The sequence below is a fragment of the Vannielia sp. ABF1_015 genome (assembly GCF_056160745.1).
Window position 1 is genome coordinate 2,173,546 of record NZ_JBSWXT010000001.1, and the last position, 15,503, is coordinate 2,189,048.

At 63.3% G+C, this 15,503-nt stretch carries 14 protein-coding genes; 9 read left to right on the plus strand and 5 right to left on the minus strand.

Going from position 1 to position 15,503, the window contains the following annotated elements; all coding sequences use genetic code 11:
* The first annotated feature begins 1 nt into the window (after position 1).
* The 8 genes from ACXAG6_RS10905 to ACXAG6_RS10940 are packed head-to-tail and all read left to right on the plus strand — an operon-like array spanning position 2 to position 9,162.
* A complete protein-coding gene (locus tag ACXAG6_RS10905) occupies positions 2–493 on the plus strand; it encodes a hypothetical protein (RefSeq protein ID WP_475337536.1) in 492 nt (163 codons plus the stop codon).
* Positions 493–798 carry an NADH-quinone oxidoreductase subunit NuoK gene (nuoK, locus tag ACXAG6_RS10910; protein ID WP_140013919.1) on the plus strand — a complete coding sequence of 102 codons (306 nt, stop codon included), beginning with the start codon at positions 493–495 and terminating at the stop codon, positions 796–798. The genes ACXAG6_RS10905 and nuoK overlap by 1 nt, the downstream gene beginning before the upstream one ends.
* 6 nt (positions 799–804) lie before the next feature.
* Positions 805–2,982, plus strand: coding sequence for an NADH-quinone oxidoreductase subunit L (gene nuoL / locus ACXAG6_RS10915; RefSeq protein ID WP_475337538.1), 2,178 nt, complete (start codon positions 805–807; stop codon positions 2,980–2,982).
* A complete protein-coding gene (locus ACXAG6_RS10920; RefSeq protein WP_140013921.1) occupies positions 2,982–4,532 on the plus strand; it encodes an NADH-quinone oxidoreductase subunit M in 1,551 nt (516 codons plus the stop codon). Before nuoL ends, ACXAG6_RS10920 begins: the two co-directional genes overlap by 1 nt.
* Positions 4,532–5,974, plus strand: a complete 1,443-nt coding sequence (nuoN, locus tag ACXAG6_RS10925; protein ID WP_475337540.1) for an NADH-quinone oxidoreductase subunit NuoN — start codon at positions 4,532–4,534, stop codon at positions 5,972–5,974. The genes ACXAG6_RS10920 and nuoN overlap by 1 nt, the downstream gene beginning before the upstream one ends.
* Positions 5,964–6,710: a biotin--[acetyl-CoA-carboxylase] ligase gene (locus ACXAG6_RS10930; RefSeq protein ID WP_475337541.1), complete on the plus strand. Its 747-nt coding sequence runs from the start codon at positions 5,964–5,966 to the stop codon at positions 6,708–6,710. The genes nuoN and ACXAG6_RS10930 overlap by 11 nt, the downstream gene beginning before the upstream one ends.
* An 11-nt stretch (positions 6,711–6,721) precedes the next feature.
* Entirely contained in the window at positions 6,722–7,498 is a 777-nt protein-coding gene (locus tag ACXAG6_RS10935; protein ID WP_140013924.1) for a type III pantothenate kinase, read from the plus strand.
* A complete protein-coding gene (locus ACXAG6_RS10940; protein ID WP_475337543.1) occupies positions 7,495–9,162 on the plus strand; it encodes a ribonuclease J in 1,668 nt (555 codons plus the stop codon). Before ACXAG6_RS10935 ends, ACXAG6_RS10940 begins: the two co-directional genes overlap by 4 nt.
* A gap of 182 nt (positions 9,163–9,344) precedes the next feature.
* On the opposite strand, the gene ACXAG6_RS10945 is transcribed toward ACXAG6_RS10940, so the two are convergent.
* The 4 genes from ACXAG6_RS10945 to ACXAG6_RS10960 form a co-directional block, all read right to left on the minus strand.
* On the minus strand, positions 9,345–10,835 hold the full coding sequence (locus ACXAG6_RS10945) for a DEAD/DEAH box helicase (protein WP_475337545.1): 1,491 nt from the start codon (positions 10,833–10,835) through the stop codon (positions 9,345–9,347).
* A gap of 126 nt (positions 10,836–10,961) precedes the next feature.
* On the minus strand, positions 10,962–11,801 hold the full coding sequence (locus ACXAG6_RS10950; RefSeq protein WP_475337546.1) for an alpha/beta hydrolase: 840 nt from the start codon (positions 11,799–11,801) through the stop codon (positions 10,962–10,964).
* Positions 11,802–12,166: 365 nt separating this feature from the next.
* Positions 12,167–12,721, minus strand: a complete 555-nt coding sequence (locus ACXAG6_RS10955; RefSeq protein ID WP_475337548.1) for a hypothetical protein — start codon at positions 12,719–12,721, stop codon at positions 12,167–12,169.
* Between the two features lie 203 nt (positions 12,722–12,924).
* Positions 12,925–14,523 carry a peptide chain release factor 3 gene (locus tag ACXAG6_RS10960; RefSeq protein ID WP_475337549.1) on the minus strand — a complete coding sequence of 533 codons (1,599 nt, stop codon included), beginning with the start codon at positions 14,521–14,523 and terminating at the stop codon, positions 12,925–12,927.
* 70 nt (positions 14,524–14,593) lie between these two features.
* Between ACXAG6_RS10960 and ACXAG6_RS10965 the strand changes: the two genes are divergently transcribed.
* Positions 14,594–14,860: a DUF7218 family protein gene (locus tag ACXAG6_RS10965; RefSeq protein WP_475337551.1), complete on the plus strand. Its 267-nt coding sequence runs from the start codon at positions 14,594–14,596 to the stop codon at positions 14,858–14,860.
* Here ACXAG6_RS10965 and ACXAG6_RS10970 read toward each other — a convergent pair whose 3' ends face one another.
* Positions 14,861–15,376, minus strand: coding sequence for a hypothetical protein (locus ACXAG6_RS10970; RefSeq protein ID WP_475337552.1), 516 nt, complete (start codon positions 15,374–15,376; stop codon positions 14,861–14,863). It lies immediately after the preceding gene.
* Positions 15,377–15,503: the final 127 nt, after the last annotated feature.

Genomic DNA, 15,503 nt, shown 5'->3' on the forward strand with positions numbered 1-15,503 from the left:
GATGGTTGCCATGACCCTCACCGCGCTGGCCACTTCGGCTGGCCCCGTTGCGGCGCTAACGCTGGAGCAGTGCAACCGCCAGCTTGGCGCTGTCGGCTCCTATCATGCCAGCCGTCATGCGCTGGTTGGCAAAGGCATCGTGAGCCATGTGGTGGAAACCTGCGTTGGTGGCGACTGCACCCGCGCGGTTGTTGTGACCGCCTGCGCGAGCGGCAAGCAGATCAAAGCATGCTCGGCCTGCGAGGAGGAAACCCGGGGCTTTTGCGACGGCAAGACACGCAAGTTTTCGCAGCGCGACCGGGTGCAGCAGGAGTTGAAGCGGGTTGTTGACGACAAGCGCAGCTACAGCTTTGACGACATGGCCCGGCGGATCGGGCGCAAATCGCTCGGCGCTTCGGTTGGGGCTGCCCGAAAAGAAACCTGCGGCTGTGCGGCGGCCTTCCCCGCCATGCGCAACGGCAAGAAACGCTTCAGGATGGAGACCTTTAACTGATGGTCGGACTGGAACACTACCTGACTGTCGCGGCGGCGCTGTTCGTCATCGGCATCTTCGGCATCTTCCTCAACCGGAAGAATGTGATCATCATTCTGATGTCGATCGAGCTGATGCTGCTGGCAGTGAATATCAACCTCGTCGCCTTCTCCGCCTTTCTCGGCGACCTGACGGGCCAGATCTTCACCCTCTTCGTGCTGACCGTTGCCGCCGCAGAGGCTGCCATCGGCCTCGCCATTCTCGTCTGCTTCTTCCGCAACCGTGGCACGATCGCGGTGGAAGACGTCAACAACATGAAGGGGTAAGGGGCCATGGAAACCATCATCCTCTTCGCGCCACTCGTCGGCGCCATCATCTGCGGCTTCGGCTGGCGGATCGTTGGCGAGAAGGCGGGCATGGTCATTGCCACGGGCTTGCTGTTTTTGTCGGCCATCCTGAGCTGGATCGTCTTTTTCAGCTTTGACGGGCAGACCGAGCAGATCACCATCATGCGGTGGATCGAGAGCGGGAGCCTGAGCACCGATTGGGCGATCCGGCTGGACCGTTTGACGGCGATCATGCTGATCGTTGTCACCACCGTGTCCAGCCTCGTGCACCTTTATTCCTTTGGCTACATGGCCCATGACGAGCACTTCCGCGAGGGAGAGAGCTATCGGCCGCGCTTCTTTGCCTATCTGTCGTTCTTCACCTTCGCGATGCTGGCGCTGGTGACTGCGGACAACCTCGTGCAGATGTTCTTCGGCTGGGAAGGCGTGGGCGTGGCCTCGTACCTGCTGATCGGCTTTTACATCCGCAAGCCGAGCGCGGGAGCGGCCTCGATCAAGGCTTTCGTGGTCAACCGGGTGGGGGACTTTGGCTTTGCCCTTGGCATCTTCGGGCTGTTCTTCCTGACGGACAGCATCGACTTTGACGTGATCTTTGCCTCGGCGCCCGAGCTGGCCGAAACAAACATCACCTTCCTCTGGACGGAGTGGAACGCGGCCAACCTGCTGGGCTTCCTGCTGTTCGTCGGCGCGATGGGCAAATCGGCCCAGCTGTTCCTGCACACATGGCTGCCGGACGCGATGGAAGGCCCGACCCCGGTGTCGGCGCTGATCCACGCGGCAACCATGGTGACGGCGGGGGTCTTCCTCGTGTGCCGGATGTCGCCGCTGTATGAATTCGCCCCCGATGCGGCCACCTTTATTGTTTACATCGGTGCCTTCACCGCCTTCTTCGCAGCGACTGTGGGGCTGGTGCAGAACGACATCAAGCGCGTGATCGCCTATTCGACCTGTTCGCAACTTGGCTACATGTTCGTAGCCGCGGGCGTGGGCATGTATTCGGCGGCGATGTTCCACCTCTTCACCCACGCCTTCTTCAAGGCGATGCTCTTCCTCGGTGCGGGCTCCGTGATCCACGGGATGCACCATGAGCAGGACATGCGGAACTATGGCGGGCTGAAAGACAAGCTGCCGGTGACCTTCTGGGCGATGATGATCGGCACGTTGGCGATTACCGGGGTGGGCATTCCGCTGACCTATATCGGCTTTGCCGGCTTCCTCTCCAAGGATGCGATCATCGAGAGCGCTTTTGCGGCGGGCACGCCTGCCGGGCAGCTCGGCTTCTGGCTGCTGGTGATCGCGGCGGCGATGACGAGCTTCTACTCTTGGCGGCTCATCTTCATGACCTTCTTTGGCAAGCCACGTGGCGACAAGCACACCCACGAGCACGCCCATGAGAGCCCGATGACCATGCTGGTGCCGCTTGGCGTGCTGGCGCTTGGGGCGATCTTTGCGGGTATGATCTGGATGAGCAGCTTCTTTGGGCACACCGATCAGGTGGCGAAGTTCTATGGCATTCCGCTGGCCGGTGAGGCTCATGCCTCGGAAGAAGGCCACGGCGCGGCCGATGAGCACAGCGAAGAGGCTGCCGCTGCCGAGGAGCATAGCGACGAGGCCACCGAGATGGCCACCAGCCCCGAAGACGTGGAAGTGGTTGTGACCGACGATCACGGCGCGGATGCCGAGCACCATGCGGCCTTTGGCGGCAACCCCGGTGACGGCGCGCTCTACTTCGGCCCCGAGAACACCATTTTGGACGATGCGCATAGCGTGCCGAAATGGGTGAAGCTCTCGCCCTTCCTCGCGATGCTCTTTGGCCTCGGCATGGCTTGGGTGTTCTATATCAGCCGCCCCGAGACCCCGAAACAGCTGGCCGAGAACCAGCCGATCCTTTACCGCTTCCTGCTCAACAAGTGGTACTTTGACGAGATCTATGACGTGATCTTCGTGAAGCCCGCGCAGCGGCTCGGCAATTTCCTTTGGAAGAAGGGGGATGCCGGCACCATTGACGGCGGGATCAACGGGCTTGCCCTGGGGATCATCCCCTTCTTCACCCGGCTCGCGGGCCGCGCACAATCCGGCTACATCTTCGCCTATGCGGCGGCGATGGTGCTGGGGATCGTGGTGCTTGTCACCTGGATGTCTATCACCGGAGGGGCCAACTGATGGACAACCTGCTCTCTATCATCACCTTCATCCCGGCCATCGCGGCGGTGATCCTCGCGCTGTTCCTGCGTGGTGACGACGCGGCGGCCCAGAAGAATGCCAAGTGGCTGGCGCTCATTGCCACTGGCGCGACCTTCATCGTTTCGCTCTTCCTGATTGCCCAGTTCGACCCGGCTGACACCGGCTTCCAGTTTGTGGAAGAGCGCGAGTGGCTGATGGGGCTGAAGTACAAGATGGGCGTGGACGGCATTTCGGTGCTCTTCGTCATGCTCACCACCTTCCTGATGCCGCTGACCATCTGGTCGGCGTGGAATGTGAAGGTGCGGGTGAAGGAATACATGATTGCCTTCCTGCTGCTGGAAACGCTGATGCTTGGCGTTTTCTGCGCGCTCGATCTGGTGCTATTCTACCTGTTCTTCGAGGCGGGCCTGATCCCGATGTTCCTGATCATCGGGATCTGGGGCGGGGCGAACCGGATTTATGCGGCGTTCAAGTTCTTCCTCTACACCTTCCTCGGCTCGGTGCTGATGCTGGTGGCGATGATCGCGATGTATGTGGATGCGGGCACGACCGACATTGCCCAGCTGTTGCAGCACAACTTCTCGACCGGAACGATGAGCCTGTTCGGCTTCCAGATCGTCGGGGGCTTGCAGACGCTGCTGTTCCTCGCCTTCTTTGCCAGCTTTGCGGTGAAGATGCCGATGTGGCCGGTGCACACCTGGCTGCCGGATGCGCACGTGCAGGCGCCCACGGCGGGTTCGGTGGTGCTGGCGGCGATCCTGCTGAAGATGGGGGGCTATGGCTTTCTCCGCTTCTCGCTGCCGATGTTCCCCGTGGGCTCGGATGTGCTGGCACCGCTTGTCTTTTGGATGAGCGCCATCGCCATCGTCTACACCTCGCTGGTGGCGCTGGCGCAGGAGGACATGAAGAAGCTGATCGCTTACTCCTCGGTGGCGCACATGGGCTATGTGACCATGGGTATCTTTGCCGCCAACCAGCAGGGGATTGACGGTGCGATCTTCCAGATGATCAGCCACGGCTTCATCTCGGGCGCGCTCTTCCTCATCGTTGGCGTGATCTACGACCGGATGCACACCCGCGAGATTGACGCCTATGGCGGCCTCATTAACCGGATGCCGGCCTATGCGCTGATCTTCTGCTTCTTCACCATGGCTAACGTGGGCCTGCCGGGCACCTCGGGCTTTATCGGCGAGTTCCTCGTGCTGATGGGCATCTTCCAGGTGAACACATGGGTGGCGCTCTTTGCGACCTCGGGCGTGATCCTCAGCGCGGCCTATGCGCTCTGGCTCTACCGCCGGGTGGTGCTGGGCGACCTGATCAAGGAAAGCCTGAAGACCATCACCGACATGTCGCGCCGCGAGCGCGCGATCTTTGCGCCGCTGGTGGTGATGACCCTGTTGCTGGGTGTCTACCCGGCGCTGGTGACAGATATCATCGGCCCTTCGGTTGAGGCGCTGGTGGGTAAATACGAGACGGCCGTGGCGGACTTCAGCCCCACGACCCAAGTGGCGGAAACGGGAGACCACTGATGATTTCGACCGATCTAGCCATTCTCCTGCCGGAGATCTTCCTTTCGCTCTTCGCGATGGCTGCGCTGATTGGCGCCGTCTACACCGAGAAGGACGGCATGGCCGGCACGCTCACATGGGCGGCCAGCGCGGTGATGATTGCCGTGGCCGTCTGGGTGCTGATGTCGGGCGGGAATGACCGCACGGCCTTTGGCGGCCTCTTCATTGACGATGGCTTTGCCCGCTACGCCAAGGTGGTGATCCTCGTCAGCGCGGCCTGCGTGCTGATGATGAGCCAGGAGTTCATGGCGCGCCGTGGCTTGCTCAAGTTTGAATACCCGGTTCTGGTGGTGCTTGCGGTTGTCGGCATGATGCTGATGGTGTCGGCGGGCGACCTGATGGCGCTTTACATGGGGCTGGAGCTGCAATCGCTCGCGCTCTACGTGGTGGCCGCGATCCGGCGCGACGGGGTGAAATCCACCGAAGCTGGCCTGAAATACTTCGTTCTGGGCGCACTGTCTTCGGGCCTGCTGCTCTATGGCGCCTCGCTGACCTACGGCTACGCGGGCACCACGCAGTTTGCCGGGATCATCGCAGCGGCGGGCGAGGGCGAGATGCCGCTTGGCCTGCTCATTGGCCTTGTCTTCATCATCTCGGGTCTCGCCTTCAAGATCAGCGCCGTGCCGTTCCACATGTGGACGCCGGACGTGTACGAGGGCGCGCCGACACCGATAACAGCCTTCTTTGCGACCGCGCCCAAGGTGGCAGCCATGGCGCTGTTTGCCCGCGTGCTGCATGATGCCTTCGGCAATGCCACCGGCGACTGGGCCCAGATCCTTGCGCTGCTGGCTGTTCTGTCGATGTTCCTCGGCTCCATCGCCGCTGTTGGGCAACGCGACATCAAGCGGCTGATGGCCTATTCCTCCATAGCCCATATGGGCTACGCGCTTGTGGGGCTCGCCTCGGGCACCGAGCAGGGCGTGACGGCGATGCTGATTTACATGGCGATCTATGTGACCATGAACATCGGCACCTTCGCCTTCATCCTCAGCATGGAGCGCGACGGGCGGCACATCACCGCGATTGACAGCATGCGCCAGCTTGGCAGCCGGGAGCCTGTGAAGGCGCTGGCGCTGCTGGTGCTGATGTTCTCCCTCGCTGGCGTTCCGCCGCTGCTCGGGTTCTTCGGCAAGTTCGCGGTGCTGCGGGCTGCGGTGGATGCCAACATGGCATGGCTTGCGGTGGCCGGTGCGGTGGCCAGCGTGATTGGCGCGTTCTACTACCTGCGGATCGTTTACTACATGTATTTCGGCGAAGAGAGCGTAGAGCCGGTGGAGGGCCATATGAGCCCGTTGACCTTTGGCTTCCTCGTGGCTGCGGCGGCGATCATGGTGCTCGGTATCGTCAACCTCTTCGGGGTGGACGGCTACGCGGCGGCGGCGGCGGCGACACTTGTCAACTGACGCGGGCCGGATCGTTCTTCCGAGCTGTCCTTCAACTATGATGGTGGCCCGCGATGGTTTTGCGGGCTACGCGGGGCCGGTGTGGGTGCTGGCCCATCGCCAGACCGGCGGGCACGGGCGGCGCGGGCGGCCTTGGGCAAACCCGGAGGGGGCCTTCACTGCAACATTGGCGCTGCCAAACCCCGGCACGGCGCAGGCGGCGGCGCAACGCAGCTTTGTGGCGGCGCTGGCGCTGTTTGATGCCTTTGTCGCCGTCACCGGGCGGCCTGATGGGCTTTCGCTGAAATGGCCGAATGATGTGCTGCTGAATGGCGGCAAGGTGGCGGGTATTCTGTTGGAGAGCCTCGGGCCACGGCCTGATGGCACGCTGGACGGGCTGTTGATTGGCATTGGGGTCAACCTGATTGAACCGCCCGATGTGGGCGAGGTGGAGCCCGGCGCGGTGCGGCCGGTGGCCTTGGCGCAGGAAGCCGGGGGGCGGGTGACGCCGGAGGAGTTTCTGGACGCTCTGGCCCCCGCCTACGCCCGCCATGAGGCCAGCTTTGCCACCCATGGCTTTGCCCCCATCCGCCGCGCATGGCTCGACCGGGCGGCGCGGCTGGGCGAGGTGATCACGGCGCGGCTGCCCGGAGAGGCGCTGACCGGCACCTTCAAAACCATCGACGAAATGGGCTACCTTCAGCTTCAAACCAAGACCGGCCTGCGCGGCATCGCGGCGGGCGAGGTCTTTTTCTGAGAGGGGCGGGAATGCTGCTTTGCATCGACTGCGGCAACACCAACACGGTGTTTTCGATTTGGGACGGGACGCGCTTTGTGGCGACCCTGCGCACCTCATCCGAGCATCAGCGCACGGCGGATCAGTATTGGGTGTGGTTCAGCCAGTTGATGGAGCATCGCAAGGTGGCGGTGGATATCGACGCGGTGATTATCTCATCGACGGTGCCGCGCGTGGTGTTCAACCTGCGGGTCTTCTCGGACCGTTACTTCAATTGCCGCCCGATGGTGGTGGGCAAGCCGGAATGCGCCCTGCCGGTGCCGCCCCGGGTAGATGCAGGCGTGGCCGTGGGGCCGGACAGGCTGGTGAACACGGCGGGTGCCTTTGACCGGCACGGGGGCGACCTGATTGTGGTGGATTTTGGCACTGCGACGACCTTTGACGTGGTGGCCGAGGATGGGGCCTATGTGGGCGGGGTCATTGCGCCGGGCGTCAACCTTTCCCTCGAAGCGTTGCATATGGCCGCCGCCGCCCTGCCGCATGTGGATGTCACCAAGCCCGAGCGGGTGATTGGCACCAATACGGTGGCCTGCATGCAATCTGGCGTGTTCTGGGGCTATGTCGGCCTCGTCAACGGCATTTGCGACCAGATCAAGGGTGAATACGGGCGCGAGATGCGGGTGATCGCCACCGGTGGCCTTGCGCCGCTGTTCCAGATGGGCCATGCCCGCTTTGACGCGTTTGAAGACGATCTGACAATGCATGGGCTGACAGTGATCCATGCGCATAACCAGAGGCTTAGTGAATGAGCAAAGAACGGCTGATCTACCTCCCCCTCGGCGGGGCCGGGGAAGTGGGGATGAATGCCTATGTCTACGGCTACGGCAAGCCGGGGGCGGAGCGGCTGATCCTTGTCGATATCGGCGTGACCTTCCCCGATATGGACGGCACCCCGGGGGTGGATCTGATCTTTCCCGACATGACATGGCTGAAGGAAAACCGCGACCGGCTGGACGCGATCTTTATCACCCATGGCCATGAAGACCATGTGGGCGGCATTGGCCACTTCTGGGCCGATTTGCGCGCGCCGGTCTACTGCCGCCGCTTCACCGCGGCGCTGGCGGTGCGGAAGATGGATGAGCAGGGGCAGGACGTGGAGCATGTGAATGCGGTTGGTCCTTACCCGGAGATGATCGAGGCGGGGCCGTTCAAGGTGTCTTTCCTGCCGGTGAGCCACTCGATCCCCGAAAGCTCGGGGCTGGTGATTGACAGCCCGGCGGGCCGGGTTGTGCACACTGGCGACTTCAAGCTCGATGGCAACCCGGTGGTGGGTGAGGCCTTTGACCCGGAGCTTTGGAACGAGGTTGCCAAGCCCGGCGTGCAGGCGCTGACCTGCGACAGCACAAACATCATGAGCCCGCATCCGGGCCGCTCGGAGGCCACGCTGCCGCCGGCGATCATCGAGTTGGTGGAAAATGCGGAGGGCATGATTGTTTGCACCACCTTTGCCTCCAACGTGGCGCGGGTGAAGACGCTGGCCGAGGCGGGCGCAAAGGCGGGCCGATCGGTTTGCCTGCTGGGCCGCGCGATGAAGCGGATGGTATCGGTGGCGATTGATACCGGCGTGCTGGAGAAGTTTCCGCACACGGTGACGCCCGAGGAGGCTGTGGATATTCCGCGCGAGAACCTCATGCTGATCGTGACCGGCTCGCAGGGCGAGCGGCGGGCAGCATCGGCGCAGCTGGCGCGCGGCAAGTTCTTGGGGCTGACGATGAAGGAGGGTGATACCTTCCTGTTTTCGTCCAAAACCATTCCGGGCAACGAGCGCGGCGTGCTGCGCATCGTCAACTCCTTCTCGGAGATGGGCGTGGATGTGATCGACGACCGGAGCGATCTTTATCACGTGTCCGGCCACGCCAACCGGCCCGACCTAGAGGCGATGCATGACCTGATGCACCCGACGATGCTGATCCCCATGCATGGCGAGCACCGGATGCTGCGCGAGCATGCGAAGGTGGGTGAGGCCAAGGGCATTCCGTCGATTGTGGCGGTGAACGGCTCGATGGTGGACCTGACCGGCCCGAAGCCCGAGATCGTGGAATACATCGAGACCGGGCGGACCTATCTGGATGGCTCGGTGAAGATTGGCGCGCTCGATGGCGTGGTGCGGGACCGGATAAGGGTGGCGCTGAACGGGCAGGTGTTTTTGACGCTGATCCTTGATGAGAACGACGAGCCGCTGGGTGAGCCCTGGGCCGAGCTGGTTGGCCTGCCGGAAACCGGCCGCTCGCGCGCACCGCTTGTGGAGTTGATCGAAGCGGCTGCGGATGGCTTCATGGGCCGGGCCGATGACAAGGTGCTGGCGGACGACGACAAGCTGGAAGAGGGCTTGCGGCGCGTGGTGCGGCAGACGGCTGTGGAAGAGATCGGCAAGAAGCCCGAGGTTGTGATTGTTATCAGCCGGTTGAGCTGAGGGGAGCGGCGGGCGCGGGCTAGTCTCCCGCCCGCTCCGAGCGACCCCGCGCCCGCGACAGGTGGGGAAGATCTGGGCGGCAGAACGCTTTACGCCGAAGGCGGGTTAGGCCTTCGGCGCGGTATTTCTTACAACGATAACTGTTGAGGGCCGTGCCGCCAAAGGGGGCAGGGTGCCCGGCGTCAGCTCGTCGGGTCGGGTGTTTCGGAGCGGTCTTCGAAGCTGCGGGCGATGAAGTCCGGCAGGTGATCACCCAGGCCTTGGGGCGTGTTGCCACCGCCACGCTCAGACCGATCACCGCCACGGTCGCTGCGGCCACGGCCACCGCGGGAGCGGCGGCGCGGTTCGCGGGGTTCTTCGGGCGCAGTCTCGGCAGCGGGCGCTGCTGCGGGCTCTTCAGCCGCAGGGGCTTCAGCCGGGGCCTCTTCAGGCGTTTCTTCTTTTTTGCGGCGCGACCGGGTGCGGGTGCGCTTGGGCTTTTCTTCGGTTGCCTCGGCCTCTGGCTCGGCTTTCGGGGCCGGGGTGCCTGCGGGGGCATCGAGGCGGGGGATCTCGCTTTGCACGAGGCGCTCGATATCGCCCAGATTACGCTCATCGGCGGGCGAGCAGATCATCAGCGCGGTGCCGGAGCGCCCGGCACGGCCGGTGCGGCCAATGCGGTGCACATAGTCTTCGGCGTGGCTGGGCACGTCGTAGTTGAAAACGTGGGACACCGCCGGAATGTCGAGCCCGCGGGCGGCGACGTCGGAGGCCACGAGGAAGCGGATCGTGCCATCTCGGAAGCCCGCGAGGGTTTTCATCCGCTGGGATTGGTCAAGGTCGCCGTGGATCGGCTCGGCGTTATAGCCGTATTTCTTGAGTGACTTGGCGACCACATCCACATCGACCTTGCGGTTGCAGAAGATGATCGCGTTGGTGCAGGCCTCGCCCTCGCCGTCGATCAAGCCGCGCAGAACCTTGCGCTTTTCGGTGGCGGCACGGTCGCGGCGGGAGGGTTTGAACATCAGCACGCCCTGCTTGATGTTCTCGCCGGTTGTTGCGGCGCGTGCCACTTCGACCTTCTCGGGATTGGAGAGGAAGGTGTTGGTGATCCGCTCGATCTCGGGCGCCATGGTGGCGGAGAAGAACAGGGTTTGCCGGGTGAAGGGCGTGAGCTGGAAGATCTTCTCGATATCGGGGATGAAGCCCATGTCGAGCATCCGGTCGGCCTCGTCGACCACCATGATCTGCACGCCGGTCAGCAGCAGCTTGCCGCGCTCGAAATGGTCGAGCAGGCGGCCGGGGGTGGCGATGAGCACGTCGACGCCACGGTCGATCAGCTTGTCTTGCTCGCCAAAGGAGACGCCGCCGATGAGCAGGGCCTTGGTGAGCTTGGTGTGCTGGGCGTAGATGTCGAAGTTCTCGGCCACCTGAGCGGCGAGTTCGCGGGTCGGGGCCAGCACGAGGGAGCGCGGCATCCGCGCACGGGCACGGCCACGCTTGAGCAGCGAGATCATCGGCAGGGTGAAGCTGGCGGTCTTGCCGGTGCCGGTCTGGGCGATGCCGAGCACGTCGCGCCCTTCGAGCGCGGGCGGAATCGCACCGGCCTGAATGGGGGTAGGGGTTTCGTAGCCGGCATCTTCGACGGCTTTAAGGACCTTTGGGTCCAGCTTCAGGTCACTGAATTTTGTCATGTACGTCCGTATCTTGCGAAGGTCATCCTTCGCGGGATTGGGACGCAGTCATCGGGCGCCCCGCGCGTGCCGCCACGCGCATCGTGGGGCTTGGCGCGACCTAGCGCAGATTTTGGCCGAGGTCAATCAGGCGACGCCGTGGCGGGCGAGGAAGGCATCGACGGCTTGCGTATAGGTACCGCCCATGCCGAGGGCGGCGTTGATGGCGGCGTGGGAATAATCCAGCTCAAGCACCTCGGCCTCGACCTTCCGGGCCTTGGCGGCGCGGGCGAAGTTGCGGGCCGCCGAGAGGGCCGCGCGGCGCTTGGTGGAGGCGACGAGCAGGAAGGGCGTGGCGGTGGGGCCGAGGCGGGCATAGGGCGAGGCTTCCTCCCAGAAGGCGCGGCTGGTGCCGAAAGCGCGTGTGTGGAGGCGGCTCGGCCTGCGGGCCATGGTGCGCGCGGTGTCATAAACCGCCGAGTCCAGCGCGACGGTGGCGCGCCAACGCTCTGCCCCCCAGCGGCGGGCAAGGCCCGGGTCGGCGCCGAGCAGCGCCACCAGATGTGCCCCGGCGGAGTGGCCCATGAGCGCAAGGCGGTGCGGGTCGCCCCCCCAGCCGGGGGCACTTTGCTGGATGTGTGAGAGGGCGCGGGCAAGGTCGGCGGCTTGCTGCATCGGGTCGGCCTCGGGCAGGAGGCGGGTGTTGACCGAGACGAAGCCCACACCGCGCCCGTTCCAATGGGCGGATTTGGCTTTCCAGACATTCTCATTGCCCTTGTCGCCGAAGGCCCAGCCGCCGCCGTGCAGAAACACGATAAGCGGCGCGGCAGAGGCGCCCTCGGGCATGTAGACGTCGTAGCGTTGTAGGGCATGCGGGCCATAGGGCACATCGCGCCGGAGGGTGGTGCCCGCGTGGGCGGGCAGGCCCGGGGCGGCGGCGAAGGCGGCGAGGCTGGCAAGCAAGGTGCGGCGTGTGAGTATGGGCATCTGATCTGTCTCCTCATTGCATTCTACGCAACCGGACGCAGATGCCTACGCGCTCACGGAAAGGTTTGTTGGCCTGCGGCGGGGATGCGCCAATCTTACGGTCATGCTGACACGCCGCACCCTGCTCGCCGCCCCCGCCTGCTTGTTTCTGCTGCCGTCCCGGCCCGCGCGTGCGGGTTTGGGGGAGGCGGTTGAACGGGCGCGGGGATTTGAAAACCTGCACAGCCTGATCGTGCAGCGCGGCGGCGTGCGCGAGGTGGAGGAAATGCTGCGGGGGCCGGCAGTTTCGCGTCCCGTCAACGTGAAGTCGGTGTCAAAGGCCCTGCTGATCCGGCGGCAGAGAGCCGCCGGACCGGGGGGTGGCGCTACTTTCTGTAGTTCAGCACGTTCCATGTGCCGTATTGGGCGAAGAGGCTCAGCTCCAGCCCCGGGGTGACGGGGATGCCCACGTTCATGATCGACGGCTTTTTGCCCTTGGCCGGCATGTTGTTGGCGATCTCGCGGGCCTTCTTGGCCACTTCGGCGTAATCATCCAGCTCCATCTTGGACGCCTGTTTAAGGGCGCCTGCCGTGAGGCCTTTGCTGTCTGCCAACTTTTTGATGACCTTGGCCATCTTCTGAGACTTGCCGAGCGCCTTGATGATGCCGCCCCATTTGGCACCGATCGAGATGTTGAAATCCCACCCCGAGGTGGAATGGCCATGCAACTTCCACGGGTCGGGGACGTTGGAGATGACGTAGAAATCAAGACCGATGCCGCCGCCGAGGCCGGGGCCCCATCTGTCGCGGACGCTCTCGATCTCGAAGTAGGATTTGTGGCTGTCGAGGGAGTAAAAGGTGCCGTACATGGTGTTGCGGCCCCAGATTACGGCATGGCCGCCGAAGCTGCCGGCGAGGCCGAACCAGATTCCTGAACTCATGGGAATGTCCTTTCATTTTAAAATTACTTGTTTCCCTTGCCGCCGAAAAATGCGGGGGAAGGGGTGCCGGAGCGGATCCGTCAGGGGCAAATTGGGGGCCTGAAGCAACCGTAATGTTGCTGGGGCCTCCGCCAGAGCGGACCGCGCGATGTCAAATGACGTCGCGTCAATAAATTAAGCATTACTGGCCGCGAATCAAGCCGTCAGACCATCATTTCCTTGGTCGCGGTGAGCTTCACATCGGGGTAGTCGCGTTCGACCCGGTCGATATCCCATTGCAGGCGGGTGAGATAGACGAGATCGCCGTCGTTATCTTCGCCCATGTGCTGCTTGTTGGCGGCAGCGAACTTTTCCACGGCGTCTTTCGGGCCGTTGACCCAGCGGGCCGAGGTGAATTGCGAGGGCTCGAAGCGGACCGGGAGGCCGTATTCCATCTCGATGCGGCTTGCCAGAACCTCGAATTGCAGCTGCCCGACGACGCCGACGATAAAGCCCGAGCCGAAGGTGGGCTTGAACACTTTGGCAGCACCTTCTTCGGCGAATTGCATCAGGGCCTTGTCGAGGTGTTTAGCCTTCATCGGATCGCCCGCGCGGCAGTTTTGCAGCAGTTCGGGCGCGAAGGAGGGGATGCCGGTGACCTTGAGCGCCTCGCCTTCGGTGAGCGTGTCGCCGATGCGCAGCTGGCCGTGGTTGGGGATGCCGATGATGTCACCCGCCCAGGCCTCTTCGGCCAGTTCACGGTCGGAAGCGAGGAACAGCACGGGGCTGCTCACGGCCATTGGCTTCTTGGTGCGCACATGGGTCAGCTTCATGCCGCGCTGGAAGTGGCCGGAGGCGAGGCGGAGGAAGGCCACGCGGTCGCGGTGCTTTGGATCCATGTTCGCCTGAACCTTGAAGACGAAGCCGGAAACCTTTGTTTCCTCAGGCGAAATCTGGCGCGGCTCGGCGCTTTGGGGCTGCGGCTCGGGGCCGTATTCGGCGATGCCGTCCATCAGCTCTTTGACGCCGAAGGAGTTAATCGCGGAGCCGAACCAGATGGGGGTGAGCGTGCCTTCGGCCAGCGCCTGCGGGTCCAGCTTGGGCAGAAGTTCGGAGGCCATTTCGACCTCTTCGAGCAGTTTTTCCAGCAGGTCGCCGGGGATGTGCTCTGCCAGCTTGGGGTCGTCCAGCCCTTCGATCTTGATGCTCTCGGCCACCTTGTTGCGGTCGGCCCTGTCCATCAGTTCCAGCCGGTTGTGGATCATGTCGTAGCAGCCGAGGAAATCGCGGCCAACGCCGATGGGCCAGCTTGCCGGGGTCACGTCGATTGCCAGCATCTCCTGGATCTCGTCGATGATCTCGAAGGTGTCGCGGCTCTCGCGGTCCATCTTGTTACAGAAGGTCAGGATCGGCAGGTCGCGCAGGCGGCAGACCTCGAAGAGCTTTTGCGTCTGGCTCTCGACGCCCTTGGCCCCGTCGATCACCATCACTGCGGCATCCACCGCTGTGAGGGTGCGGTAGGTGTCTTCGGAGAAGTCGCTGTGGCCGGGCGTGTCGACGAGGTTGAAGCGGTAGTTGCCGAAGTCGAAAGACATCGCCGAAGCCGAAACGGAAATGCCCCGGTCTTTCTCCATCTGCATGAAGTCCGAGCGGGTGCGCCGTGCCTCGCCCTTGGCGCGCACTTGGCCGGCCATCTGGATTGCGCCGCCATAGAGCAGGAACTTCTCGGTGAGAGTCGTCTTGCCGGCGTCGGGGTGCGAGATGATCGCAAAGGTCCGGCGGCGGGCGATTTCTGGGGGTAGGGCGGGGCGATTGGTGGACATGGCCGCGCGTATATCAGAGCCGGGGGGAACGGCAAGATGGGCTGGGCGTTGGGCCATGAAGGAGACAGACATGGCACAGAGAGAAGAGACCGGCCCGAGTGTGAAGGACGACGACACCTATGAGGCCCTGCGCGACAAGGGGTACAGCAAGGAGAAGTCGGCGCGGATCGCGAATGCGCAAGCCAATGACGACATGGAGCCCAGCAAGAAGGGCGGGAAGGCACCGCCCTTTGAGGAGTGGACGGCGCAGGAGCTATATGACCGCGCCAAGGAGCTGGATATTTCCGGACGCAGCGAGATGACCAAGGATGAGTTGATCGAGGCGCTGCGGGGGTAGTCAGATCGCCAGAATAAAAAGATCTACGGGATTGCCCTCATAGTTGATGATCTTCTTGTTGAGTTCTTTTAGAACCGGGCCCTTTTCGACTAGGGGCTTCCCGCCGTAGGTCCAGTATTTTTTGCCGTCCTTGTAGATGGCCGAAAGGTTGGCGAGGGTGCCATCCATTGCGTCGGTGATCTTTCCGACGCCAACCATCATGGCGTCATTGGTGATGGATTGGCAGGTCTTCATGGCTTCCTGAAGCGAGACGTCGATGCGCAGGGGCTTTAGGCCGAAGCGCACATCGTTGGCGACTTGCTGCATGGAGCTCTGCCCGACGGTCAGATTGCTGGGGTAGCTTCCGCCAATGCTCCAGGTGATGGCGTCGCGGCGGATGATGCCATGAAGAGCGCAGTGATCCAGTATGGCCCCGATCCTGATGGCGAGGAGAGGGGAGAGCTGGGGCAGGCGGCGGGACAGCTCGGAGGGGAAGTGCTTGTCTTTCTGGCAAAGTGTGATGAAGAAAAAGCTCATGATGCCCAGTGGCGTTGAGGCATTTATGCTCATGTTATCCGTCCCGTGGTTGGAGGTAGCGCAGCGCGGCTGACAGGCCGGTGCGGTAGAGGCGTTGTGCCCATCGCTGCTTTTGAGGGGTGGGCCG